This is a genomic window from Saprospiraceae bacterium (assembly GCA_016709995.1).
Taxonomy (GTDB): Bacteria; Bacteroidota; Bacteroidia; order Chitinophagales; family Saprospiraceae; genus JADJLQ01.
The window spans coordinates 682,880-707,772 of the sequence record JADJLQ010000002.1 but is presented as its reverse complement, the minus strand read 5'-3'; the positions used below and the strand labels follow the sequence as shown (position 1 = coordinate 707,772).

Genomic DNA, 24,893 nt, shown 5'->3' with positions numbered 1-24,893 from the left:
AAATGAAAAAGATCTCTTTGGTTTTAAGCTTTTTATTATTTTATTTTATAAATTTTGGACAATATCAACCATTTATAACTGATCCGGTTTTAGATCCGGCACCATATAAATTTGCAGGTCAAACCGGTACAGCTACATTTGCAGTAGGGAACTCAGGAGCATGTGCTTTGAACAGATTTAATGAGAATCCGTGCCAAAATAATAGCTGTAAACTTGTAATTCGGATTGGACTATCTGATGGTTCTAGTGAGCCGGAGTCAGGTCAAGCTAATGCAGTCGTTCATCCTACAGCAGATTTGAGTGGGACTGCAGTATCATGGTTTAATTGGGTATATGATGATTTTTCATCTCAGTGGTTAGGCATTCAAAATCAAGTAATACCATCAGGTGCTGGCGATATTATCGTAGTTCATTTGAGACACGTAGTTGGATCTCCAATGTCCAATCCTAATAATGGACTTATTGTAAATCTGGAACCACTTGCATTTGGAAATGGTGCTCCAACTCCATCGGATTGGACAAGTTGTAGTCCAAAGACCTTTGAGTGGTGGAAATGTCGAAGCAGATGATCAATTTTCGAGAGACATATCTTCCTTTGCAACTTATTAATTTCAACGCTAAATATTTGGGTCAAAACAAATCGAAACTAACTTGGATTACAAAAATGAAATTAATACACTTGAATTTAATATTGAAAGAAAGATAAATGGAGAAGAAAATTGGACAACTATAGGCAAGAAAGCCGCAGCTGGTCAATCAAGTAATGAGCAATTATATATATATGATGACAATATTGGAAGTGCAGGGAAAGTATATTATAGGATTAAGCAGATTGATGTAAATGGAAGCCACTTATACAGATATACAGAGTATTATTATTAAAAAAATGATAGGTTTAGTATGGAAGCATATCCAAATCCAGTAAAAGGAAAGCTTGAGATAGTTTTTAATAGTAATACTGAGAGCAACGTGAGATTAGAAATCTATGATATTCTTGGTCGAAGTGTTTTCAATAAAGGGTTGCTATTTCGAAATGGTTCGAACTACCTTGACCTTAACATGTCGGAGTATACGCCGGGTACTTATATCGTACGGGTATCGAGTGCGGAGATCAATGAGTCGATGACTGTGGTGAAAGTGGATTAAAAGTTCGCTGTGCTCCTGAAGCCACAGGAGAAATCTTTACAAGAAATACCTTTATACCAGATAGCAAAGGGCCTCGCAGGGATGCGGGGCTTTTTTTTGAGGACAAGTGGCGCCTTCCAGGGCCGCCTCTTGTCTTTTGGTGACCTATTGCAACCGCGCAAAGCAGGAGGCGGCCTTGAAGGCGCCGCCTGCTTACGACCGCACTTGCCACAATACAGGGCTCCTTTCTGGGCCGCCTCATGTCTTTTGGTGAATAAAAAGAATTACCTTTTGCAACCGCGCAAAGCAGGAGGCGGCCTTGAAGGCGCCGCCTGCTAACGACCACACTTGCCGCATTACAGGGCACCTTTCAGGGCCGCCTCTTGTCTTTTGGGGAATAAAAAAAATTACCTTTTGCCACCGCGCAAAGCAGGAGGCGGCCTTGAAGGCGCCGCCTGCTTACGACCGCACTTGCCGCAATACAGGGCACCTTTCAGGGCCGCCTCTTGTCTTTTGGTGAATCGCAGCGATGTGGGGCTTTTTTTGGGGACAAGTGGCGCCTTCCAGGGCCGCCTCTTGTCTTTTGGTGAATAAAAAAAATTACCTTTTGCAACCGCGCAAAGCAGGAGGCGGCCTTGAAGGCGCCGCCTGCTAGCGACCACACTTGCCGCAATATAGGGCGCCTTTCAGGGCTGCCTCTTGTCTTTGGTGAATAAAAAAAAATTACCTGCCATCGCGCGAAGCAGGAGGCGGCCTTGAAGGCGCCGCCTGCTAACGACCACACTTGCCGCAATACAGGGCTCCTTTCAGGGCCTGACCCGTCCTAAAAAAAGTTTACACAAGACCAAAAAAAATGGACCAGTCAATAGGAATTTCGCCTCCCTTCAGTGTCGGGGTAATAGCATTTTATCTCTATTCATGGCCAGGGTAATTGGCGTTTTATCTCTCTTCAAGATCGGGGTAATAGGCATTTTGTCTCCCTTTAAGGTCATCACCGCAACCGGAGGTGGCTGCTACCAGCAAGTCCATAGACTTCGATCCTGGCATCATTGATACCGATCACCAGCTTATCTCCTATGAGTTGGATATCTTTTACATCCCCTTTGACTTGCAGGCCGGAAGTGCGCTGGTCGAGGTAGTCATAGCCGCCATGCCGGTTGTTGAAATAGACCTGGCCATAATTGGCATCGAGCCTGCCCAGGCGCACGCGCGCGTGTGACTGATTGCCTGCGAGGATCAGGTCTTCGTAGCCGTCTCCATTGAGATCCCTGGTGAGCATGGCGTAGACCGGGGCATACTGCGCCTGGATGGGCAGGGGCGCCGGGTGGAACAGGCCTTTTTCATTGATCAGCAAGGTAGTCTCCAGGGTATTGACTTCCATCGTCAGGGGTTTGATGGTGCTGAACTGACCAAGCACCTCCTCCGTCGTGACAGAAGCATATTGGTCATAAGTGATGTATTTCTTCTTTAAGATGGCCAGTTGATCCAGCAGTTCGTCTTTGCTATACATCGGATAGCTGGTGCCCTGGGTGTAATAAGAGATGAGGGGATCGATAGAGCCATTGCCATCAAAATCGGCCAGGCTAAGGGTGATGGGGGCTGCTTCACTGGCCTGGTATTGGGAGTTGAGTCCAAAATTGCCCACGATCAGGTCCTGGTCGCCATCGTTGTCTATGTCGGTGATTTGTATGCGGTTCCATAAGCCGGTCCTGCCGGGATAGATATTACGGGCCGGTTGCAGATTACCTAGTTTGTTTTCCAAAAGCAGGATGCCTGACCACTCGCCGACTGCCAGCACATCCTCATCGCCATCATGATCAATATCGGTGATGGTGAGGTCACTGATCACGCCCAGGCTGTCGAGTGCCGGCTCCGCAGCGCGGACTAGCCGACCGCCGGCATATCGATAGAGACGGGTGGGATGAGCCAGGGGATAAGCCAGGGGCATACAACCACCGCCGAGGAGGATCTCAGGATGCCCGTCGTGATCCAGGTCTATTTTTTTGACCACATTGTCAGCATAGGGGAGGTCTGTCATGGCGTCCCGGGCTTTGTCAAAATGACCCCGGCCATCATTGAGATACAACCTGTTTTGCAGGGCCAGGTCATGCTCCAGGTATTGGTAGCCCCCACTGGCGACATAGAGGTCCTGGTCACCATCGCCGTCAATATCGACGAAGGTCGCATCCGTATCGGTACATAAACGGTCTTGCTCAAAATCCGCCTGGGGCAGGAGCTCAAAGCCACCGGCGCGATTTTGTTTAAACAGTTGCCCGGCCTGGCCTTTACCTCCACCGATATAAAAATCGATGAGCCCATCCCCATCGACATCTGCCTGGGTCATGCGCGGACCGGTATAGCTGCACATCTGGGGCAGGAAGCGCTGTTGGGTAAAATCATTGGACGGTAGCTGGCTATGCGCGTAGTCAAAAGCTATCCTGACAAAAAGCGGGTCTGAAGGGGGCCCAGGAGCTATAGGCAATGATCCCTGTCGGGAAAGGGGTACCAGCTGGTCTGCCTGGATGCCGGTCAGTTTCTGGCGTGTACCATCCGGCCAAAGGACGATGATGCTGTCGGCGGAGGTATGAGTGCCCAGGCCAAAATGCATCACTCCCAGGTTACTGCTCTGATAGCCATGGGTAGGGCCATACTCCTGGTATTGTGCCAGGTCACCGGCGTAGACCAGGACCTTGGTACCATACATATATATAGTACTGTCCTGCAATTGGATCTCGAGGTAGTGCGCAGATGCTGGGGGGATGGTCTGCCCAGCGCTGAGATTCTGATAGATGGAGGCGACGGCATTGAGATTGTTGGTGACGAGCTCCAGGTCACCATCCCCGTCGAGGTCTACTGCCACAGCACCATTAGAGATGATCGGCTCCTCAAAACCCCAATCCTTCACTTTATTGGTAAATCCAAAGCGGCCACTGCCCTGGCTGTTTTGATAGATATAGTTGGCCGTGCGGGTAGAGGGCATTTTTTCGATCATGTCTTTGACTTTGACTCCTGACTGGATGGAGGCATCGGCATAATACTTCATAAAATCCATATTGGTATAGTCCCGCAGGTAACCATTGGAGAAAAACAAATCTTTGTAGCCATCATTGTCAAAATCGGCCATCAGCACGCTCCAGCTCCAATCGGTATTGGACATCCCTGCCAGCTGGCCGACCTCGGCATAGGTACCATCACCATTGTTTAACTGCAGCATATTGCGCATAAACGAAGGATGGATACCCCCTTTGAGCATGGAGAGATAGGCTTCATATTTGTCCGGTCCAAACAGCAGTTTTGCCTTTTATTGTCTTCCGGCAGCATATCGGTGGTGATGATATCCGGCAACAGGTCATTGTTGAGATCACCGATATCATTGCCCATTGAAAAATAGGAGATATGGTTGGTGCGGCTTTTTATTTCGTCGGTAAAAGTGCCATCCTGCCGGTTGATATAGAGATAATCCTCCTCCAGGTAGTCATTGGACACGTAGATATCGGGCCAGGTATCATTATTGAGATCTGCGATATGAATGCCCAGGCCAAAACCGATCGGATTGCCTTTGATGCCGGCCTGTACCGATACATCGACGAAATGGCCATGATCATTCTGCATCAGCCGGTCCCCTGCCAGCGAATCACGCATAAACTGGATCGCTTTGACATCAAATCGTTTGAAGTCTTTGACATTGTGGTTGAGGATATAGGCATCGAGATCCCCATCTTTGTCATAATCAAAAAATGCTGCCTGTGTAGAGTAAGTAGCGAGGTCGAGCCCATAGGCCGCAGCTTGCTCAGAGAAAGAGATTTCTGCCCCACCTTTTGACTGGTCGCCGTTATTAATGAATAGTTTGTTTTTGCGCCACTCCGGATGATCGATATTGCCTGAGACAGACACATAAAGGTCGGGCCAGCCATCCTGGTTGAGGTCTACCACGGTGACCCCCGTATGCCATGCGTGCGTGTCTTGCTCCGAAGGGAAGGCCCCGGCGGTGACATCTTCAAACCGAAGCTGCCCACGATTGAGATAGAGTCGGTTGGGCACCTGGTTGCCGGTAAAAAAAAGATCGATCTGTCCATCCCGGTTAAAGTCCGCAGCAGCTACACCCCCTCCGTTATAAAAATATTCATAATTGAGTACATTGTCCTCCTCGGTCTCGGTGATGGTATTGGCGAAGGTGACCTGGGTTTTGGCCGGATCCAGTTTTTTAAATATCGAGGTAGTCGGTTTGGTATTACAGGAGAGGGTACACCAAAGAAGAGATAAGAATAATAGGCGATGGCTCATGAAGAAAAAAGCACGAATGGATGAGGACCAAAATTACTATAAATAAGAAGGGGTGGTCCAAAAACTTCACTTAATTTTATGGCTTGGTCCGGTCAGGTTATTTTCAGGAGATCTTTTTAAAAAATTTAAATCGATCTATTATATATGCGATCTCTTGGGTCATGGTGCTGGCACTGCCTGCTTGTGAATCCCGCAAAGCTGATAGCATACCTGCAGCCACCGCAGCCACCGACCGTCCTATCTTCCACCTGCTCGATCCTGCACAGACCGGAGTAGATTTTGTCAATGAGGTCCGCGAGACGCCTGAGTTTAATGTGATCACCTACCGCAATTTTTACAATGGCGGAGGCGTAGCAGCAGGCGATATCAATAATGATGGCAGGCCGGATATTTTTTTTACCTCCAACCAGCATCAAAACAAATTATATCTCAACCTGGGGGACTTAAAATTTAAGGACATTACGGTTGAAGCCGGTGTCGGAGGCGACAAAGCCTGGAGCACCGGGGTGAGTATGGCCGACATCAACGGCGATGGCTGGCTCGATATCTATGTATGCAATTCAGGGGACATCCATGGGGACAATAAAGAAAATGAACTTTTCATCAATAATGGTCCCGCGGGCATAAAAAATGGAGTACCCAGCTTTACCGAAAAAGCCAAAACCTATCATCTCAATAACCAGGGTTATAGCACCCATGCGAGTTTTTTCGATTATGACCGCGACGGAGACCTCGACTGTTATATCCTCAACAATAGTTTTAAAAATCCTGACCGCATCGAGCTCTACAGCAGCATGCGCCTCCAGCCGGATCTCCTGGGTGGTGACAAGTTGATGCGCAATGATATCGAGACCACCGGCAGCTTTACCGATGTGACTACCGCTGCCGGGATCTACTCCAGTGCGATAGGTTTTGGGCTGGGCATCGCCACCGGTGATCTCAACGAAGACGGATGGCCGGACCTCTATATATCCAACGATTTTTTTGAAAAAGACTATCTCTATATCAACAATCAGCACGGTGGGTTTACTGAAGAATTAAATGATCGGTTAGACTATTGTTCGACCTCCAGTATGGGCGGGGATATCGCCGACCTCAATGGCGATGGTCATCCGGAGATCGTCTCTACGGATATGCTGCCGGGGGACAATGACCGCATCAAGCGGATGGTGGTTTTCGAACCCTTTCACCTCGAAGACTATCGCTACCGGGCCAATTATTATCAGTTCATCCAAAACTGCCTGCACCTCAATGATGGCCGGGGGCACTTCCGGAGATCGCCAATTTTGCGGGATCGCCGCGACCGATTGGAGCTGGGGCGCCATGATCTTTGATTTTCAAAATGATGGTTACAATGATATTTTTATCAGCAATGGTATCTACAAAGACCTGATGGAAGGAGACTTTAGAGAGTTTGTATATGATCAAAACAACAAACAAGCCGGCATGGGCCCAAAAAATCTTGGTATCAGTAGCCAACTACCCTCTACAGGCCTGCGCAATTATGCTTTTGTGCAACACGGTGATCTGCAGTTCAAAAACGAAGCAGTCACATTGGGTCTCGATCAAAAAACCTTTAGCAATGGGGCAGTTTATGCCGACCTGGACAGTGATGGTGACCTCGACCTGGTGATCAATAATGTCAATCAGGCCTCGATGGTCTATGAAAATCTCACGCACCAGCCGGGTCATGCCTACCTGACGGTGAAGTTTGCGGGAGACAAATACAATGCCTTCGGTATCGGTGCCAAAGTAAGTTTAAAAACAGGTGGTCATACCTGGGTGAAAGAAAACTTCACTAACAGAGGATTTCAAAGCAGTATCGAGCCCAGCTTATTTTTTGGCCTGGGATCAAGCTCTATCATCGATACTCTCTCGGTATACTGGCCTAATGGCCGGACTGAAGTACAATACCAGGTGCCCGCCAATCAGGCGATCACGCTCCGTGCCGGGGATGCCAAATTGGTATCCTCCCCTGTCCAAAGCCAGGAAAAATTGATTTTTAAAGAATTGAATGCTGCAGAAATCCTGCCGGGAGCAGTCCATCATGAAAACCATTATAATGATTTTAACCAGGAGCCGCTCCTTCTATCCATGTTGTCTACTCAAGGCCCCAGGATATTAAAAGGCGATATCAACCAGGATGGGCTGGAGGATATCTTGCTGTTAGGAGCCAAAGACGACCCTGACAAACTGTTCCGGCAGCAAGCTAATGGCCGTTTTGTCCAAACCAACCAGACCGTATTGGAGAAAGACAAAAGTTTTGAAAGCACCTGTGGTGCCTTTTTTGATTTTGAGGGGGATGGAGACCTGGACCTGCTCATCGGTGCCGGCAGCAACGAAGTAGGGTTGGACAAGCTGGCGTTCATCGTCAGGCTTTACCTTAATGATGGCAAGGGCACTTATACCGTTGATGCCAATAATATACCCCCGGTACTGGGCAATTTTGCCACCATCCGGGTGACTCCATATCCGGACGGGACCCAGGATGTGTTTTTCGGTGCCCGGGTGGTGCCGGGCAATTATGGATTAAGACCACAATCGTACCTGGTACACCTCGCTAAGGGCAGCTGGTCGGATCATACCCCTGCCTCCATCAGTACCCTGGGTATGATCACCGATGCTTCCTGGACGGATGTCTATAAAGATGGCTGGCCGGAGCTGATCGTCACCGGAGAATGGATGCCAATCACGGTATTTCGCAACCAGGCAGGCACTTTAATGGATCCGGTGACCGTCAAGGGCACTACCGGTTGGTGGCAACGCATCGTGGCAGACGATCTCGATGGCGATGGAGATCAGGATTTTGTCGTAGGCAATTGGGGGCTCAACTCTAAATTACAACCATCCACACTCCATCCACTCACTATGCAGGTGGGAGACTTCGATGCCAATGGAAAAAGCGAATTTATCATCAATTGGAAAGCACCGGATGATACTACCCTGTATCCTTTTTGTTCCAAATCAGAGATTATGGCTCAAGTTCCTTCTCTTAAAAAGACGGGGCTCAAATACGAGGATTTTGCCGGTATGACTTTCGCGGATTTATTTCCAAATATGGATAAAACCAGGATGACCACTTTCAATGCGGAAAATTTTAATACCGGCATATTATGGAATGATTCAGATGGCTTGCATTTTAGTCCTCTGCCACTCGAGGCTCAATGGGCTCCGGTCATGGCCATTGCCATCCAGGATTTTGATCAGGATGGCGTGAAAGATATCTTGCTGGCAGGCAATTATTTTGCCTTAAAACCTCAGATGGGCCGACAAGCGGCGGGGCGGGGTTTATTACTTCAAGGGATAGGCCACCAGGGATTCCGACCATCTACCCATGCCGGTTTGAGCCTAAAGACCGAGGTGAGAGATATGGTGATCATCAATCATCGGGTGTTCGTAGCCAATAATAATAGTGCATGCCGGATACTGGAATATTGAATCTGTACACTTAGCCCATGGAGGTAAACGCCTGAAAAAACGTATAAAGGAAAAACGGATGCTGATATCGAGTTTAGCCCAACTCACTTTTCATCCAACTTCTGATAGTAGGCCATCAACTCCAACAATTCAGCTTCCTTCAACGAAACCTTTTTCCTCTTGATATAAGAAGCGATAGAGTTTTTATGATCAGGCAGGAGGTCTGCTATTTTTTTAGCGCTATAGAGTAATTCGGAAGGCCGGGTGTCGACACGCAGATAATATTGATCTTTGCCCGGCACATATTGAGGAGGCGTCCCTTTGGCTTCCAACGCCTTGGCCAATTTGCGATCCTGAAATTTGACGGTTTTCCTTACCATGAGCTTGACCTTGTCATCTACCAGCATTTTAAAAAATCCCAGTTTTAACCGACCCCCTTCTTCATAAGGCTGTACATACCAGGCCTGATCGTGCAGGTCCACTTTGAGCAGATCAGCCGAGGGATCCAGGATAAAGGTTTGATTATTTTTCAAAAATTCTATCCAATCGCGATAAACATCATAGCGCACCAGGACATCTTTAAATATGCCTTTGGTCGTATATACATCTGCTACTTTAAAAGTATCATTGAGATAAGGACTGCCCAACACATCATCTGCCTGGCGGCCAAACGGATCCTGCTGCTTGATCAACATATAATCTTCAATATCGCTACCCCGGATGACATCAAATTGTGCAGATAAGGAGTTTAGCCACAAACTTGAGCACAAAAACAAGATTATTTTTAAAGAATTAATCATAGCCTAAATATTTATAATTGGGTCCATAGTGTAGTCCAAAAACCAATAAAATTACAGGAATAAAAACAAAAAAGGAGGTCGTATAACAACCTCCTTTTTATATGTAATAATATTAAATGCAGTCTATGACCACCTTACTTCTTATCCCACCATACTCTGGTAGTATAATCATTAGGCAGACTTGCTCCTGCTTGTACATTGGCAGCGTTAGTCGCCAACTCACCTGCAGGAATTCTCAACTTACGAGGTATAGTACCTCCTGTCAGATTACCCGGATAGTTGACAGGTACCAATACGGGATAACCGGTTCTTCTCCAGTCAGCCCAAGCATCCCACCAGTTGAAGAATTTAGATACCCACATTTGTTGTCCGATTTGCTCTAAGCCGGCTGCACCCCCTTTGTAAGGATTTGCGGTGACATAAGCATTGGCAGCAGCATCTGATACAGCAGTAGAAGCATCATAAATATCATATTGTTGAATGGCCGCTTTGACGCCTTTGGCAAAATGGCCCGCAGCATCAGAAGCACCACCGATCTTGCGCTCGGCAGCTTCCGCTAACAAAAACTCTACTTCACTATAGTTCATAAAGACATAATCTTCATCATCATCCAACAGTTTAGGGTTGATGATAGAAAATTCTACCATAAGATTAGAACCAGTCTTACCTGTATAAGCATCCAAAGTGGAGGCATCCAGTCCATTAGGGCAGCCTTTTTTGATTGGCTGGGTTCTGATCAACACCACCTACGCCACCACTGATCACCATCAGTCGTGGGTCATTGTTGTTTTTCAAGAAATCTATCAAAGTCTTACTCAAACAAGATGGTTGACCTCCATCTCCATTGGCAAAAGCCCTGGAGATACCATTCTGATTGGTCCACTCACTGGGACCGAGCGCGGTCTTGATTTTGGCGATGTCAGCATTGCTGGTCATCACTCCTCCGGAGATAGCCTGAGCCACATATTGGGCAGCTTTGGCACCATCCACATTAGAGATTCTCATAGCCAAACGCAGTAAAAGTGAATTACCAAATTTTTTCCATTTGGTGATATCCCCTGCATAGAAAAGATCAGCATTGCCAAATCCGTCATCAGGATTGGAAGTGCTCATCGCAGCGGTGGCTTCAGATACTTCTTTTAATAAATCGGCATAGATGGTAGCCTGATCGGTATAAGTTGGGAAAAAGACACCGTCTGTGATCCCTTTCAAAGCATCGTTATAAGGAATATTGCCATAATAATCTGTCAGCCTCATAAAATTGTAAGCTTTCAAAATACGGGCCGCTTCGCGCATATTTTTCCTTCTGCCTTCTTCAAAACCACCAGGTCCAGTCTGGCGAGCTATTTCCGCAAGGTTTTGAAGTACATCATTGTACAAAAAGTCCCAGGGAGCAGCATTGGTTTCACCATTCTCCTGGTTGTATTTGTCGCCGGGGGCGATACTGGCTCCGGTATTGGCTATATGTTGGATAGCATGTGCACACATCCCGATATTGGTACGCCAGTCGATATACCGGTTGTCTCCCCGGGATCCTCCGGACGCTGTACCCAATTGAGCAGAGGTCATCAGGAAGTTCATATCGATGGTACTTGGAGCCTGTGGATTGATATTTAAGTCTTTCAACGCATCAGTGCCGCAACTTGCAAAAAACAAGATCGACAACGCGCCTATAAATAATTTTTTCATGTATTGTTTTTTAGAAATTTTACAATAAATATTTTTTTTAGAAATAGTTATTAGTGATCTGTTTTTTTTAGAAAGTAACATTAAGGTTAACCCCTACGCTTCTGGTAGATGGCAATGCAAAATAATCCAACCCCTGTGCACCTCCGTTGAAGGAATAAGATGATTCAGGATCGATATTGGGGGTGTGCTTAGACAGGATAGCCAGATTCCTTGCAACGATAGAGATACCTACATTTTGAATCTGGGTACCGGTGAGGATGCTCTTAGGCAGACTATAACCCAAAGTCAACTGACGAAGTTTGACGAAACTGGCATCATAGATATAAGCAGCAGCATTTCTACCACCGAGGTTGCCCCAATAATTTCTGGCTTGTTGAGGAGTCAGGGTTATATTGAGTGGTTCACCTTTTTCATTGACACCAGATATCACCAGGGGAGCTTCGCCGGCTCGTCCTTGCAATGATCTTTCAGAGAATCCCCAGCCGTCAATACTTTGGTTGGTACCAGAGTGAATATCGCCACCTGACTTAAAGTCGATCAGGAAATTAAGATTAAGGCCTTTCCAGGTAAAGCTGTTATTAACACCTCCTGTAAAATTAGCTACTGACTCGCCGATCTTCTCGTACAGATCGTTGCGCACAGGAAGACCTTCGTCCGTAAATACTGGTTTGCCATTAAGCATCTTTTGAGTGACCCCGGTGATGACCCCAAATGGCTCACCTACGATATGTTTGATGAAGGTAGTACGGGTACGAGACTCTTCAAAAGTAAGTTCATTAAGTCCTTCGATGAGGGAGATTACTTTATTATTGTTTTTAGCAAAGTTCAAGGAAACATCCCAAACAAAGTTTTTAGTCTCTATCGGCGTACCGGACAATAAGAATTCTATACCCTTGTTTTCAAGTTCACCAATGTTGACAGAAGTACTATTAAAACCTGAAGCGGTAGAGATGGTAGCATTTAAGATATCATCCGTAGTCTTTTGTTGATAGACACCAATATCTAAACCTAGTCTGCCATTGAAGAATTTTAAGTCAGCACCAAACTCTAACTCTGTTGAAAGCGCAGGATTTAAGTTTGGATTGGCGATAGTCCCTTTATTAGAGAAACTGGCCATATTCTTGCCTAAGTGTGGAGAGCCATTCAAACCATAAGGTTGAGACAACTGATACGCGCCCAGACTACCAGTGAGACCTACCTGCGCCCAGGAAGCTCTAAGCTTGCCATAAGACAACCAGCTGGGCATAGCCTCTCTGAAGGCATCGCTGAAGATAAAACTACCTCCTACAGATGGATAGAGAATGTCCTTGCCGTTGAGGATAGAGAACCAGTCCTGTCGTGCGGTGGCTGTGATATATAAATAATTATTCCAACCTAACTCCGCAGAACCGTATAAAGAATTGATACCAGATTCACTATAACCATAACCAAAGTTTCTATTATTGGCCACATTCAAAGCATGGAAAAAAGGCACTGAAAAGCCAGTTCCACCGGCAGAAATTCTTTCAAATTTGCCTCTTTGCTGATTACCCCCGACAAAAGCATTGACGGACAGTTTACCAAAGGTTTTATCGAATCCTAACATAGCATCCAAATTGTCTTCAGAATTTTTCTGGAAAAATTCGTTAATGCCTCCTCCTAGCTGAAAGCCGGTACCTTGAGGGGTGAGATTCTCTCTTTTAGTATTATAGAAGTCTGTGCTCACCCGACCCATTATATATAAGAAGTCCGTGATATCGTATTTTAACTGCGCTGATGCAGTCACACGATCTCTTTTAGAGTTGTCTTTAAATTGATATGCAGACCAATAGGCATTTGAGCCCCAGAAATCATTGTAATTAGACAGGTTTTCATTACCAATCTGTCTGTTGGCAGAGCTATACAATGCAGCATCGTACCCAGCAGGTATGGCACCCGGTTTGTTAGGGTCTCCTTTGGTATCCTCTATATTGATATTGGCAGGCAATCTCCAAATAGCTTCATTGGCATTACCCGGTGAGTCAGATACTCTAGGCCTGTTTTTTGCATTTTCTTTAGAATACAATACTTTGCCGGTGAGTGTCAGTCTTTTACCAAATTTAGAATCTGTGGCTACCGATACGTTCAATCTGTCAAATCCAGAATTAGGTACGATTGAAGTGGATCGAAGGTCTGTCAAACCTAAGCGGAAGTTTTGAGTGCCTGTACCACCTGTAAATGCCAGACCATTGGTTGTAGCAAAACCGGTGCGGTAAAAGCGATCAAAATTATTGCCGGCATAAGAATATGGATGAGTCTGCCCATCGATGCCCATCACCTGGCTGCCATCCATTTTGGGTCCCCATCCCTGCAATCCCCAGTCACTGGCTTGCTGCACAGTAGTAGGTTTGGTAGCTACCCCATTGATATAACTTCCCTGGCCGTAAGTAGTCTGTAACTCACTGAGGTCTACAAGCTGCTCAGCCACATTATTGGTATTAAATTCTACACCAATACCTTTTCTTTTAGAGCCTTTTTTGGTCGTGATATTGATGACACCATTACCACCACGAGAGCCGTACAAAGCTGCTGCATTGGCACCCTTGAGGACGGTGATGTTTTCGATATCATCAGGATTGATGCTGGATAGACCATCCCCTGAGTCAGAACCACCCCACAGCCCTACAGTACCCTGCTGGCTATTGTCGATAGGTACTCCATCGATGACATAAAGAGGTTGGTTGGCACCACCCAGGGTTTTATTACCTCGGATGATAACACGGGAAGATCCTGCAGGTCCGGTAGACATAGGAGTGACATTGACACCCGCTACACGACCAGAGAGCGCATTACCTACGTTGTTTACCCTGGCTTGGGTAAAATTGCCCCCGTCGATCTCCGTCACTGAATATTGCAGTGCTTTTTTGTCACGGCTGATACCCAAGGCGGTTACTACGACCTCATCCAGTACGTTGGCGGTAGCCATCGAAACATTGATGGGATCAGCAGTAGAAATCAATTTTTCCTGCGTGTTAAATCCAATGTAACTAAAGGTGAGCGTCTGGCCGATATTGGCCTGGATAGCATACTCACCCTGGTCATCTGTAATTACGCCCTGAGCCGTTCCTTTTAAGAGCACGTTGACCCCAAACAAAGGGTCTCCATTTTCTTCAGTCACTTTCCCCTTCACCATGACAGATTGAGAGAAAGCAAAACTAGGAAGGATCAGAAGCAGCATCAATTTGATAAAACTTAATTCCTTTTTCATACTTCTGTTTATTATAATTAATTGTTTAAATGTTCTTGCTAAGATGGTTTTACTTGTAGTGTTAATTCTACAAAATGTTGTTTATGGGTGTACGACTGCAAGGAAAATACATGCTCATGAGGATCGGCATTTTGATCATATCAAGTAGAGTTATCGGTTTTTAAAAGGTCTATCGACCTATTTATAGTAGCTATAAACGATTATTAAGCTGCGAATGTAACCCAATCTTAAGAAAATAAAAGCAGATTCTAATATTTTGTTAAGAAAAGTCAACTAATTGATAATATGGTACTTTTAATTGTATTGGACCTGTTCAAGGTACTATGAATAGGTTATGATGACTGTTGCGCAGAATTAAATTTTAGGATAATTGTTTATAGGTGGGTATAAGCTATTTCAAAGGCAAAATTCGCAGACATTGCAATTTTTAAGTTGGTATTTAAGGTGAGATCTGGCTTATTTTCCGGCTCAAATTGTGAGAAGGAAAACTACCTCATTGATTAGAAGAAAAAATGTATTCCATACCTTGAATGGATGAAATAGTATTATAAATTATGTATTAAAGCACCATTTTCGTTTTGCCATCCAAAAATAATTACGACTGACGAGCCTCAAAGTGAGGCTATTACTTTAATTTCATTTTTTTCATTCAAAGCAAAAAAACATCATGTCATACAATTCTCCTTTCAAATTCCTACCGCCTGTATTGATGAGGCCACTTCAACTCGTCATTGTTTTATTGTCTTCCTGGTGCCTATGCCGGGCAGATATCCCAAAAGTATTGGTCATCCGGGCTAATAGTGACACGGTAGCCATGTATGATAGGTATCAGCTGAGCCTCGACTTTAAAGCGGAGTTTACCAATCCGTTTGATCCTCAAGAGGTGAGCCTCAAAGCAGTCATGACCTCCCCCTCCGGCAAAACCTGGAACATTAATGGCTTTTTTAATTACAATAGCTGGCAATCCCAATGGCAGGTCAGATTTGCACCCAATGAAACCGGCAGATGGAGCTACCAGCTTTATATCGAAGACAAAAATGGAGTAAACGACAGCACAAGAAATTATTTCCAGGTGATCCCTTCTAAAACCAACAAAGGCCCTGTACGCGTCGCTCCAAACAATCGCTATCTGCAATATGATAATGGAGACACCTATTATGGAGTAGGATTGTGGTACAATGATGGGTATGCTGCCTTCAACCGGGGGCAGATCAAAGAGACGACCCTCGATGAATTGAAAGCACTTGGTGTCAATTTTATCTCCAGTTTTATTACGCCGCTGGAGACACAAGCCAGTGGGGTAGGAAGGTATGACCAGAGCATCAGTGGTCGCCTGGACGAAGTACTACAGATGCTGGAAGAAAGAGATATGCAGCTCAGTCTCAACATCTGGTTTCATGCATTTTTGTCAGAGACCGTGTGGGGTGGAGGCAATATTCGGTGGAATACCAATCCATACAGACAAATCACTGAAGCCAAGGATTTTTACCGCAGCGAGGATGCCTGGAAAGCACAGGAAAATCTATACCGTTATATGATCGCACGATGGGGATATAGCAAAGCTATGATGCTATGGTTTATCGTTGACGAAGTCAATGGTACAGATGGTTGGACCTCCGGCGATAGTTTGCAGGCAGCCGTGTGGGGGAAAAAAGTACATGATTATTTCAAGGCTAATGATCCCTACCAACATTTGACTACTGGTACACGCAGTGGAGGAATCGGTGAGTACTGGCACGAGGGATACCAGATTTTTGACTTGCCGTCCCGGGAAATTTATGAGGCACAGGGATTTTCAATGATAAAAGATGGTGGTATCGCCAACCACGAAGAGCACCCCCTTGTATTGAGTTATAATAACTATGCCGGCCAGGTCACCAAACTATGGACCAACTATGAAAAACCTGCCATCATCGGTGAAACCGGTTGGGACCATACCTATTATGAACCGAGTATGCCGGGCTATCAATCATTATATCACAATGCACTTTGGGTGTCCCTGGCCAATGGTACGGCGATGTCGCCCTTTTGGTGGGCCTACTCCGGATATCTCAATGACAATATTATCACCAATCAGATCAGAAGTCTATCCAGGTTTACCAAAGAGATCCCTTTTGCAAAACTGACGCATGTCTCCAAAATCGATACGATCTCCGGAGGACATGATGCTTTTGCCATCACCAGCGATCAGATGATCTTTGGATGGGTGGCTGATCCGATGACAGATGTGACTGGTGCAACTATTTCTTTGACATTAAAAAATACCTATCGGCCCCTGAGTTCGTATGTATCCAAATATAAAGTGCGGGTCTATCATACCTGGCGGGGTGCTTTTATCTATGAAGGAGAAGCCATGGTGACCGATGGCAACAAACTGAGTTTCACCCTTCCTGTGTTGAAACCTGCCGGGGGTCATGGCAATTATATGGGACAAGACGCAGCATTTATATTAGAGCCGATGAAGTAGACATGGATACTGTTTTTTTCTAATCTCATTCATGAAAGAAATAACAGGTGTATTTCCCTAGTCTTCACAAGTGATTGGCCACAAGTATCTAGTTCTTTCGATAAAAATTGCATTCCTTTGCTCCTATGATTCATGTCAAATTATTCACATTTAATGCTTTTAGTGAAAACACGTATGTCCTTTATGATGAGCAAGGATCAGCGTTGATCATCGATCCGGGATGCAATGATGGCAATGAAAGAAAAATGCTCGAAACCTTTATCAAAAAAGAAGGACTACGCCCAACACTTCTGATCAACACACATTGTCATATAGATCATGTACTGGGGAATAAGTGGTGCAAAGAGACCTTTGATATCCCCCTTTGGGTGCCGCTGGGTGAAGAAATGATGCTGAGCCAAATGATGCGGGTAGCTGATATGTATGCGATCAAAGCCGAAGCTTCTCCCAGCCCGGATCATTTGATGACCGATGCTGATACGATCCCACTTGGCGAAATGTCTTGGACTCTACTATCTGCGCCAGGTCATTCACCAGCGAGTATCTGCCTCTACCAGGCGTCGGAACAGATCCTGATCGCTGGGGATGTATTGTTTTATGAATCTATCGGCAGGACAGATCTGCCGGGAGGCAATCACCAACTATTACTGCAAAACATTCATCAAAAATTATTCACCTTACCGGATACTGTATCGGTCTATCCCGGGCATGGACCCTCTACGACCATAGGTCATGAACGTATGCACAACCCATTTTTAAACTAATACTACCTATGGCTAGAATCACCACTATCGAATCCATCGATGCCCCCTATCGCTGTGCCTGCTCCAACGGAATCCATACCTGGTATGCCGACGAACCTGAGTACAATCATGGAGGCAATACCGGACCCTCTCCCGGCGAACTACTCCTCAGCGCAGTCGGGACTTGTGCTACGATCACCCTGCGCATGTATGCTGCTAGAAAAGAATGGCCTGTAGATAAGATCAAGATCGAGCTAAGACTCGAGGAAGTCAAAACTGAGTCCGGAGTGCTGAATAAAATCCACGAAGCACTCACCGTCGAAGGCGATCTCGACGAAGAGCAATATGCACGATTAAAATCATTGCTCCCAAAATGCCCGGTCGCCAGGATCGTAACCGGACAGGTCGAAATCGTGTACTGACTTTAACTCAAGGATACTCTGGCTACCAGGTTGGTTGAGATAAAAAGACCAGATATCCCGCTGAATGGGGGAAGGTGTCCTGGATGAGGCCCAATACCTTTGAGCCAAATAATTATTATGGTAAAATTAATGGGTTTTATCCTGGCACTATCGTACTTCACCAATATCGTTGGTCAATCCTCTAATAATGGCATGGTTACAGGAAGCGTTTTTGTCGAAAACCAACAACCGGCAGATTTTGCAACTATTGCTTTGATGAGAATGAGTGATACCTTTTTAAGCAAAACTACTTTGCCGGATAAGGATGGGGGATTTCAGTTAGAAAATATTGCTCCAGAAAAGTATTTTATACTCATCAGCTATATTGGCTACGATACTTATAGATCCGGCGAGATTAACATCAGTCCTGAAATGAACCAATTTAAATTAGGGGATATCATACTAAACGCTTCTACTCAAACATTATCAGAAGTAGAAGTTACGGCTAAGGTGCCCCTGATTGAAAGAAAGCTCGATCGCATCATCATCAATGTCGAAAACAGTATATCTTCCGCCGGCAGCCATGTGCTCAATTTATTAGAGCGGTCACCCGGTGTCGTAGTCAACGAAGAGAGTGGCATCAGGCTTCGGGGAAAACAGGGTGTAATCATCATGATAGATGGTAAACCCAGTCCTTTGGCAGGTACTGACCTCATGCAATATCTTAAAAGTGTTCCGGCATCTTCCATTGAAAAAATAGAGCTCATCACTAACCCCTCCTCCAAATATGATGCCGCCGGCAATGCAGGTATCATCAATATTAAATTTAAAAAAGACATTCGCCAGGGGTTGAACGGCACCCTGAGTCTAAACCAGGGACAGGGAAAATATTATAAACCCTCGGCCACAAGCAATTTGAATTATAGAAACAAAAAATGGAACTTGTTTGGAAATTATTCCATCTCCGCTCCAAAAAATTTTACACGATTCTTTATCAATAGAAAATTTCTTAATCCGGATGGCACCCTGGAGTCTGTGTTTGACCAGCAAAGTTTTATTCCACAACCATTAAATAGTCAAAATCTTAAATTTGGCGCAGACTACTACTTAAACAAAAAAACCATCGTCGGCGTCATGGTCAATGGAAATCTATTAAATCATAGTCGCAATGGCAATACCGCGAGCCGGATCACTGATCCCCTTGGGCAATTGGCATATACCACAGAGACGAACAATCATTTTTCTGGAAAAAATTTTAATGCTTTCAGTAATATCAATCTCAAACACAATTTTGACAGCACTGGCAGAGAGCTCACCGTAGATATAGATTTTGGTGGATATACCTCACGTGCCTTGCAGGATTTTACCAATCAATATTATAATGCTCTGGGTCTGCCTGCCTCTAATGACTTGCTCAATACAAATCAAAAAGGGAATATTGAAGTAGTATCTGCCAAAGCGGATTATTTGCAGCCTATCAATGACAAATCCAAACTGGAGACAGGTATCAAATCCTCGCTGGTCACCACTAACAGCGATATCAAATTTTTCAATATTTTCAATCATGCTGCCACCCTGGACCAGACCCGATCCAATCATTTTATTTACCGTGAAAACATCAATGCTGCCTACATCAATTTTTCACAAGAATATGCTTCTTTTGATTTTCAGGTGGGCATACGCATGGAGCATACGCATACCCATGGCAACCAACAAACCACCGGAGAGTCCTTTACCAGGGATTATGCTCAACTATTTCCCACCCTTTTTTTTAATCAAAAATTGAATAAGGATCACACACTTTCTTTCTCCTATAGCCGCAGAATAGACAGACCAACCTATCGTCAGCTCAACCCCTTTAGAATATTTGTGGACCCATACACCTATGTCGTGGGAGATCCAAGCTTAAGATCGGTATCATCCCAGGTGTTTGAACTCAATCATACTTTTAAAAATAAATATATAACCAATCTGAGTTATACCAAAAGTCATGCAACCATCACGGATATTTTTAGCCAGGATGATCAAACAAAAATATCGTACCAGATCCCTGCTAATCTGCAGGATTTTGAAAATTACAATTTCGGTTTATCTATCCCGCTTCAATATAAAAAGTTTTATACAGCTAATATGGCGGCAAGTGTCTATTACAATGTGTATAACAGTCCACTGCAAGGAGGCCAATTAAACAATGATTACACTGCATTTGATCTCAACTTCTCAAATAGTTTTGTGCTGGGGAAAAAGGGTTGGTCAGCAGAGCTAAATAGTTTTTACCAATCAAAAAATGCCTGGGGCCTGTTTATCATTAAGGATCTTGCTCAAGTTACGGCGGGACTAGCCAAAACTACCCACAATAGAAAATCGACTTTCAAGCTTTCGGTCTCAGACTTATTTACCACCAATCATATTGCAGTGATCGTACAGTATCAAAATATGGATTTTTTACAGATCGGACCTGGGATAGTCGGGTGGCTACCTTGTCTTGGACACATAGGTTTGGCAAAACCACCATCCAGAGAGCCAGGCAAAGGAGCACCGGAGTAGAAGAAGAAAAAAGAAGGGCCGGCAATGGTTGATACTCAGATTTAGTCTATCGCTCCCCACCACCGGCATAGGTCAGATGGTGACTATAAATCGCAATCTTACGCGGGATAGGAAGCTTCACTATCCCCTTTCGAAGCTATATGTAAAACAAGCTAAAATAAACCCAATGCAATCTAACTGGCAAAATGTGCTTCCTTAAAGTGGAATATCACCTGGCATGATAAAAATATTTATCTTGGAGTAAAATATCAACCAACATTACAATGAAAAGATCGTATTTATGGCTTCTGCTGATGCTAAGCTTACCCTGGATGGCATTCTCTCAAATGCAGGAGTCCAAAGCAGAAAGGGATCGCCGCATGGAGTGGTGGCGGGATGCTGGGTTTGGCATGTTCATCCACTGGGGTGTTTACTCTGTTCCCGCAGGGATCTACAAAGGAGAAGAGACTAAAGGCATTGGTGAATGGATCATGCATAGTGCCAATATACCTACGGCGGAATATGAAGAATTTGTGCACCAGTTCAATCCTACCAAATTTGATGCAAAAAAATGGGTAGACATCGCTAAAAGTACCGGTGTCAAGTACATCGTCATTACCTCCAAACATCATGATGGCTTTTGCTTATGGGACTCTAAAGTGACTCAATATGATATTATGGACGCCAGCCCGTTCAAAAGGGATATCTTGAGAGAGCTGACCGATGCCTGCAAAGCAGCAGGAATTAAAATGTGTTTTTACCATTCCATCATGGACTGGCATCAGCCCGATGCAGAATCAAAGAAAAACTATACCCATCAAAATACAGAAAACCCCGATTGGGCTAATTATCGTGAAAACTATCTCAAACCTCAAATCAAAGAACTCATCGAAAACTACGATCCTGCCGTACTCTGGTTTGACGGTGAATGGATCCCTGAGTGGACAGAAGATCAGGGCAAAGACCTCTATCATTTCATCAAACAACTGAGTCCCAATATCATCATCAATAATCGTATCGGTAAAGGACGAAAAGGTATGAATGGCATGAATGAATATGCGGATGCTGCCGGAGATTTTGGCACTCCGGAACAGGAGATTCTCGAGGGTACCTCTAATTATGACTGGGAATCTTGTATGACGATGAATGATACCTGGGGTTTTAAAAAGAATGATCATAACTGGAAGGCTCCGGAAAAACTCATCAGCAACCTGATCGATGTAGCTGCCAAAGGGGGCAATTATCTGCTCAATGTAGGCCCCACCGCAGAAGGGCTCATCCCTGCAGAAAGCGTAGATCGACTGGAAGAGATGGGCAAATGGCTAAAGACCAATGGTGAGTCTATCTATAACACCCGAAGCAGGAAAAATTATAAAGAAGGAGAACATTTAAAATTCACGGAAAGCAAGGATGGCAAATATACTTATGTCATTGCTGATCAGCTGAATGGTCCTACCGCCACGATACATGATATACATCCCAAAGCAGGGTCCAAAATCTATCTGCTTGGATCCAAAAAATCTTTAGCCTGGTCGCAACTTTCAAATGGTGATTACCTGATTACTTTACCAAAAAAAGTTAAAGGGAAATACGCCTGGGTATTTAAGGTGGTCAATGATTGAAGAAGGGAATTTGAAGATCCGTAAAGTTGAGCAATGCGGAAGCGTGACTTCGTATGAGTAAACTGCATACTGTGATTTTCTTTTTCCTGATGGTCTGGATACCTCATGTGCTCCAAGGCCAATCAAAAAGAGATTTAAAATATGATCATGGGGCTATCGTGCGAGGTGATTCGACTACAAAACAAATCGCGATTATTTTTTCCGGGGACGAATATGGAGAAGGATTAAAATTGGTGCGACGGGCTTTAAAAAAGTCGAAGATTAAGGCTTCGTTTTTCTTCACTGGCAGGTTTTACCGGCATGCATCATTTAAAAAAGGTATTCAAAATTTGATCAGGGATGGTCATTACCTGGGAGGGCACTCCGACCAGCATCTATTATATTGTGATTGGACACATCGGGACAGTCTATTAGTGACCCGGCAGCAATTTGAAGCAGATCTTACACAAAACTATCTATCGATGAAAAAGATCGGGGTGGACATATCCAAAGCTACCTTTTTTCTACCCCCGTATGAGTGGTATAACGACGCCATAGCTGCATGGACAAAACAAGCTGGATATCAATTGATCAATTATACACCAGGTACATTGAGTCATGCAGATTATACGGGTGATCAGGATAAAAATTTTAGAAGTAACCTAACTATATGGAATTCGATCACAGCATATGACATGAACTCAACTTCAGGCTTGAATGGTTTTATCCTGTTGATGCATATTGGTGCCGGAAGTGCCAGACATGAAAAATTTTTTAAACAAGTCCCGGGCCTAATCCGCTATCTCCAGGACAAAGGATATTTATTCAAAACTGTATCGGAAATGCTGAATTGATCCGCCCCAATTATCCACTACCCTTCCTTACCTATCTTCATTCATTTTGATCCTTCGGCCCTTGTACATTTTACCATCCAGCGATTTGATCATTTTTGAAGCGGAAGAAGATTCTATCTCAAAGGTGCTGCCAAGCGTCTTCATATCTATTCTACCCAATACTTCCTTATTAAGATTGCTGGTGTCCAGGATAAACTGAAGAAATGAGGCTTTGTAAAATCCATCTTTCTGACCCAGATTGACAAAGATTCTTTTATAATTGGCATTGCCACCTCCGCCATCATATGATCTTGAACGGTCATTGCCAGAGGAAGATCTGCCAACAGGACCCGATTTAAGTTTAGCCCTCGAGCGATCTTCTTTTTTGATATTCAGGTCTGCTGCATTCTCATAATATTGAAGGAATCGATTAAATTCAAATCCAATCATGCGTTTGAGGATGTCTTCTTTGGATATATGATCAAATTTTTCTTTGAGATCCGGCAAATAGGTTTCATAATCACCATGACTGATGTCAGCAGCAAGCATTTTATCCATAAAGTGAAAGAACTGTTTTCTACACACATCCTTTCCGGAAGGAATATCAAATCGGTGAAACTGCATTTTGACAAACCGTTCGATCTGCTCGATCCGGCTGCGCTCTTTAGGGGTCACTATGCTCATACAAATCCCGCTAAGACCTGCCCGTCCGGTACGGCCACTTCGATGTGTATAGACTTCAGGATCGTCCGGCAATTCGTAATTGATGACATGGGTGATCCCTTTTACATCAATACCCCGGGCTGCAACATCCGTGGCAATTAATAGCTGTAACTCTTTGGACCTGAATCTTGCCATGACCTTATCACGCTGCGCCTGGCTCAAGTCACCATGGAGTGCATCCACATCATATCCTTCTCTCACCAGGCTCTCCGTGATGTTTTGAGCATCCAGTTTGGTGCGGGTGAAAATAAGACCATACATGCCAGGGTTAAAATCGATGAGCCTTTTTAAAGCTTCATACCGGTTATTATGCAGGACCATCGTGAATTGGTGATCGATGGAGATATTGGCCGTATTGATTTTGCCGATAGTGATCTCCAAAGGAGCTTTCATAAATCGCCTGCTGACTGCTTTAACTTCTGTAGGCATCGTGGCACTAAACAGCCAAATTCGTTCCCGTTCAGGAGTATGTTGCAGCACATGCTCGATATCTTCTCTAAATCCCATATTGAGCATTTCATCAGCTTCATCCAGGACGATATATTGGATGTGTTTGAGGTCAATGGCTTTGCGTTCGATCACATCGATGAGGCGGCCTGGTGTGGCGATGACGATCTGGATACCGCGCTTGATCTGTTTGATTTGATCGACGATCGAGGCACCTCCATAGACGGCGCAGGTATTGATGCCGGAGGTATACTTTTTATAAGTGATCAGGTCCTTGCTGATCTGCATACAAAGTTCCCTCGTCGGGCAGATGATCAATGCCTGGGGATATTTTTTGCTTGCGTCCAATAATTGGAGGAGGGGCAACCCAAAAGCAGCTGTCTTGCCGGTACCGGTTTGAGCCAGCCCAATAAAATCATTGGTCCCACCGAGTAATACCGGTATTGCTTTTTCCTGAATTTCAGTTGGGGTCTCAAATCCCAAATCTTTAATGGCTTTCACCAGATTAGGTTCTATGCCTAATGTTTCGAATTTATTCACTTGGTTGTATTATAGTCAAAAATTTGCTCGCGCGGCAAAGTTACGTTAATTAAATCCTATAGAAGTAAGCT

The 24,893-nt window shown here is 44.7% G+C and carries 14 protein-coding genes and 2 pseudogenes; 11 read left to right on the top strand and 5 right to left on the bottom strand.

What is annotated here, in order from left to right; translation table 11 throughout:
* The first annotated feature begins 2 nt into the window (after positions 1-2).
* The 3 genes from IPJ09_17325 to IPJ09_17315 all read left to right on the top strand — a co-directional run bounded on the left by IPJ09_17325 (position 3) and on the right by IPJ09_17315 (position 1,146).
* Complete coding sequence (locus IPJ09_17325) at positions 3-569, top strand: hypothetical protein (protein MBK7373168.1); 567 nt, start codon at positions 3-5, stop codon at positions 567-569.
* A gap of 82 nt (positions 570-651) precedes the next feature.
* Positions 652-882 carry a hypothetical protein gene (locus IPJ09_17320; protein MBK7373167.1) on the top strand — a complete coding sequence of 77 codons (231 nt, stop codon included), beginning with the start codon at positions 652-654 and terminating at the stop codon, positions 880-882.
* An 18-nt stretch (positions 883-900) separates the two neighbouring features.
* On the top strand, positions 901-1,146 hold the full coding sequence (locus IPJ09_17315) for a T9SS type A sorting domain-containing protein (protein ID MBK7373166.1): 246 nt from the start codon (positions 901-903) through the stop codon (positions 1,144-1,146).
* A 970-nt stretch (positions 1,147-2,116) separates the two neighbouring features.
* Here IPJ09_17315 and IPJ09_17310 read toward each other — a convergent pair.
* Positions 2,117-5,409: pseudogene (locus IPJ09_17310) on the bottom strand (VCBS repeat-containing protein).
* Positions 5,410-5,492: 83 nt separating this feature from the next.
* Between IPJ09_17310 and IPJ09_17305 the strand changes: the two are divergent.
* Positions 5,493-6,743 (top strand): VCBS repeat-containing protein, encoded by a 1,251-nt coding sequence (locus tag IPJ09_17305; GenBank protein MBK7373165.1) that lies wholly within the window; start codon positions 5,493-5,495, stop codon positions 6,741-6,743.
* Positions 6,661-8,847: a VCBS repeat-containing protein gene (locus IPJ09_17300; GenBank protein MBK7373164.1), complete on the top strand. Its 2,187-nt coding sequence runs from the start codon at positions 6,661-6,663 to the stop codon at positions 8,845-8,847. Before IPJ09_17305 ends, IPJ09_17300 begins: the two co-directional genes overlap by 83 nt.
* Before the next feature lie 83 nt (positions 8,848-8,930).
* On the opposite strand, the gene IPJ09_17295 is transcribed toward IPJ09_17300, so the two are convergent.
* From IPJ09_17295 to IPJ09_17285, 3 genes and pseudogenes are all read right to left on the bottom strand, one after another.
* Positions 8,931-9,626 carry a hypothetical protein gene (locus tag IPJ09_17295; protein ID MBK7373163.1) on the bottom strand — a complete coding sequence of 232 codons (696 nt, stop codon included), beginning with the start codon at positions 9,624-9,626 and terminating at the stop codon, positions 8,931-8,933.
* A 134-nt stretch (positions 9,627-9,760) separates the two neighbouring features.
* Positions 9,761-11,315, bottom strand: a pseudogene (locus tag IPJ09_17290) (SusD/RagB family nutrient-binding outer membrane lipoprotein).
* 67 nt (positions 11,316-11,382) lie between these two features.
* On the bottom strand, positions 11,383-14,541 hold the full coding sequence (locus IPJ09_17285; protein MBK7373162.1) for a SusC/RagA family TonB-linked outer membrane protein: 3,159 nt from the start codon (positions 14,539-14,541) through the stop codon (positions 11,383-11,385).
* A 667-nt stretch (positions 14,542-15,208) separates the two neighbouring features.
* On the opposite strand from IPJ09_17285, the gene IPJ09_17280 reads away from it, so the two are divergent.
* From IPJ09_17280 to IPJ09_17255, 6 genes are all read left to right on the top strand, one after another.
* Entirely contained in the window at positions 15,209-17,008 is a 1,800-nt protein-coding gene (locus IPJ09_17280; GenBank protein MBK7373161.1) for a DUF5060 domain-containing protein, read from the top strand.
* Positions 17,009-17,133: 125 nt separating this feature from the next.
* Positions 17,134-17,772, top strand: a complete 639-nt coding sequence (locus tag IPJ09_17275) for an MBL fold metallo-hydrolase (GenBank protein MBK7373160.1) — start codon at positions 17,134-17,136, stop codon at positions 17,770-17,772.
* An 8-nt stretch (positions 17,773-17,780) separates the two neighbouring features.
* The gene (locus IPJ09_17270; GenBank protein ID MBK7373159.1) at positions 17,781-18,173 is read left to right on the top strand and encodes an OsmC family protein; all 393 of its coding nucleotides are present in this window, start codon (positions 17,781-17,783) and stop codon (positions 18,171-18,173) included.
* Positions 18,174-18,290: 117 nt separating this feature from the next.
* Positions 18,291-20,699: a TonB-dependent receptor gene (locus IPJ09_17265; protein MBK7373158.1), complete on the top strand. Its 2,409-nt coding sequence runs from the start codon at positions 18,291-18,293 to the stop codon at positions 20,697-20,699.
* Positions 20,700-20,962: 263 nt separating this feature from the next.
* A complete protein-coding gene (locus tag IPJ09_17260; GenBank protein ID MBK7373157.1) occupies positions 20,963-22,300 on the top strand; it encodes an alpha-L-fucosidase in 1,338 nt (445 codons plus the stop codon).
* Between the two features lie 89 nt (positions 22,301-22,389).
* Entirely contained in the window at positions 22,390-23,133 is a 744-nt protein-coding gene (locus IPJ09_17255) for a polysaccharide deacetylase family protein (protein MBK7373156.1), read from the top strand.
* A 27-nt stretch (positions 23,134-23,160) separates the two neighbouring features.
* On the opposite strand, the gene IPJ09_17250 is transcribed toward IPJ09_17255, so the two are convergent.
* Entirely contained in the window at positions 23,161-24,822 is a 1,662-nt protein-coding gene (locus IPJ09_17250) for a DEAD/DEAH box helicase (GenBank protein MBK7373155.1), read from the bottom strand.
* Between the last annotated feature and the right edge of the window lie 71 nt (positions 24,823-24,893).